Consider the following 3,028-nt stretch of genomic DNA (forward strand, 5'->3'; position numbering starts at 1 on the left):
CGTGCTGCCGATAACAAGCTCAGAATAACCAGCCGGCTCGTAGATGGAGAAACGGCCGCCATTCGCTGGTCCGCTATTTACGAGGCCGACCTGCATTCCGGGAACATCATCGATCTCGAAAGTGGCGTAGCGCAGAAGATCGCCGCAGCAGTCGCTCAGGCCATCAAGCCCCCATTGCATGCATCGTCGAAGGTCCCCTAAGGGGCGATCCCCGCGAAGCCGGGGGCATAAAGCACCAACCGAAGATCTGCTTACCGGCGGTCTGTCAGTGTCACACTGAGACCTCCGGAGGCCTATTTACTGCAGAGCCTGTAGTTGCTGCCGGTTTGATCGCTGGCGTTGGAATAGCGCTTTAAGCGCCCGTCTGACCCTTTTGCTAGGATCGCGGAGGACTGGGTGCGGGTAACAGAGTGGACGCAGAATAGTGACAGGTTATCACGGTCGCCGATGCGGCTGACGGCGCCAATCCGGCAGGCCGTCCAAGGCGTGCTGATGCGATCCCCGGAGATAATGAAGGCAGGGACGAATAGCTCCGTAGGGACCTTGAACATCATTCCTTTACGCCCCGGCGTGAATACGTCTCCACAAGCGAGGTCGTCCGCGAGCCAGGCTCCTTGATAGGTGACTAAGGGGCCCTCTGCCGCCTTCACGTTTGCAACCAGGCTGCTCGCTACAAGGCCAATGACAACCGCGCTCGAATATCGGGTACACCGCATTGATCGCTCCCGGGTCTCCATCTCGAAAACTATGTAGACGTAGGACTTAAGGTCCAATGGAGACAGCTTCTTGGGAAGCCAATTTGGAAGGTAGCCCATTACCACGTCCGGTTCCATCGCATGTCTGCTTGGGGAACGACGTCCGCTCTCGTCGTAGCCACCGTCCAGAACCTCAGGAAAATGGCAAAGCTCCTGCCGACCGGACCGCAAACTCAGCCCGACTGAGGAGATGCCGTCCCGATCGGCAAGCGGAAACGTGCCGAGACGGCGGGTGTCAATGCCTAGATCGGCCCTGAAGGCTACCGACGCTTCATCGTGGGGAAGAAGCGCGCCTTCGAGGGCGAGGTCGATGAGGAACTGGGCGCGCCGAACGGAACGCCTTGATGCAATCCGGCCGGCTCCCATCCCGGACGTTGGTGGTCCGCCGTCGCCCTTTCCGGAAACGACCCAACTCGGAAATTAAATCATCCTAGCCTGGCGGCCCGTCACCGACATCTGCAGGGTCCGCTTCCGGGCAACTCGACTGAAGGCAAGACAGGGTAAGGACAGCCGGGTTGGTGCAATCGCGAAGCTCCCCCGCAGACGCCCGCGCCTACCAGGTGACGCGCTGGCCGCACTCGCCCTTTAGATGTAGCGTCGATCGCTTTGCCCCTTCAGCAACGGTCTCAGGGACGCTCACAGCTTGCGCTACCAACTTACTTTGATCCCAAGCCGGCCGTCATAGGCGCGCGAGCGGCCATTGAGCCCGATCGAGTAACCGGCCGACGCGTAGAGCGCTGTGTTCCTGCTGATCTGGGCGTCGACACCGGTCCTGAGTTCGGCCCAGGAGCCGCCGAGATCKGCGTGGAAGGGGATCAGCCCCGTGGCCGAGGAGAACGAGGTCTTGGGATCGCCGAGGAACTCGTTCCAGAGGCTCGCCTTCAGCCAGGCGGTGAGCAGGCGGGGCTTGGCGCGCGGATCCTCCTCCAGCGTCCAGCTCTTGGCCAGGCGGGCGCCGATGCGGCCGGCCAGAGAATCGGCATCGCTGAAGCGCACCAGCGCCGCCTCGTCACGGCCGGATCCGTTGGCCAGGGTCTGGTAGATCATCTGTGCCTGTGGCTCAAGGATGAAGCCGTTGCCTAGCTGGAGCGGATAACCGCCCTCGAGCGAGGCCGCGAAGCCGAAACCATCGCGCTTCAACTTGAACAAGCGCTTTGAGTCAGCCTCTGCAGCGTACCAGGTGCCCTGCACGACCCCGTCGAGATACCAGCCGGACGGTCCGAAATGCGTCCAGTAGGCGCCGAGCGAATAGCCGTCGATGGTGTTGGTGCCGGCCTTGATGCCGTTGAAATGGGTGACATCGCCTTCGATCCGTCCGATCGCGGCATAGAGGCCGGCGTGGTTGCGGCTGCCGTCAGTGCCGAGGCTGCGATAGAGATCGAGCCCGGCCTGGAAGGCGTACATGTCGTAATCGTAGTTCGGGCCGTTGCGGTAGATGCCCCAGGGGCCACCGTCCTGGTTGCCGTGCTGGCCGATGATCCGGGCCCAGCCGGCCGAAGCATAGGAGCTGCCGGGGACGCTGGCGCCGACCGGAAGTTGCACGGTGGTGGTGCAGCGAAAGTTTTTCTCCGGATTCTTGCACCAGATCGTCCGCTCCTCGCTGACCGGCGGCAGCGCGAGCGGGTGCAATTCGCCGCCCCGTTCGTGCAGGCTGTCGATCAGGGTACGGCCATATATCAGCCCCATCGCCGGAAGCGCGGCGAACAGCGAGACTTCTCGCCGGAAATTCGGAATACCCGAGCTTGGCGGCGCCGGTGTCGGGCCCGGCCCAGGCGGGATTGGAGTCGGGTCGGGCCCTGGTGGCGTTGGATCGGGCTGCAAGTCCGATCGCAGATACCAATTCTGAGGTCCTGAATTGTCCACGCTGCCCCGTAGGAGGGCATATTCGTACGGCCCTGCAATAGCCGGCCTGCCTAGCGCGAATGTACCTGCATCCGTCGTGCCCGCGTTGATGGCATCTACGACGAGAATGCCATTTCCTAGGGTCAGATCGCCCGGCCCAATGGTATTCGAAATCAGCAGCGATGACGTCCCGCTCGCCCGACCACCATCAATGACCAAGCGGTCAGAGGGGGAGCCATCGGAGCCGAGATAGGTGTTGAGAGCGAGCGTTCCGCTCCTGCCAACATAGTCTCTCACGGTCAGCGTTTTGTAACTCGCGAGCTGCGTCAAATCCCCCGTGGGAGGGCTATAGATAATCTGGCTGTTGTCGTTGGTAACACTCGTTGCGGTCGAATTGCCCGTCATCGTCCAGGCAGTGGCCTGAGTAAGCG

2 protein-coding genes are annotated in these 3,028 nt (G+C 62.0%); one reads left to right on the top strand and one right to left on the bottom strand.

Annotated features, from left to right (window positions below; all coding sequences use genetic code 11):
* The coding region (locus AC1DIO_RS35105) for a hypothetical protein (RefSeq protein WP_476854908.1) at positions 1 to 201 on the top strand (201 nt) is incomplete at its 5' end.
* Positions 202 to 1,403: 1,202 nt separating this feature from the next.
* On the opposite strand, the gene AC1DIO_RS35110 is transcribed toward AC1DIO_RS35105, so the two are convergent.
* Positions 1,404 to 3,002, bottom strand: coding sequence for an autotransporter family protein (locus AC1DIO_RS35110; RefSeq protein ID WP_476854927.1), 1,599 nt, complete (start codon positions 3,000 to 3,002; stop codon positions 1,404 to 1,406).
* Positions 3,003 to 3,028 lie beyond the last annotated feature (26 nt).

It is taken from the genome of Allobosea sp. 05T439, assembly GCF_056396005.1.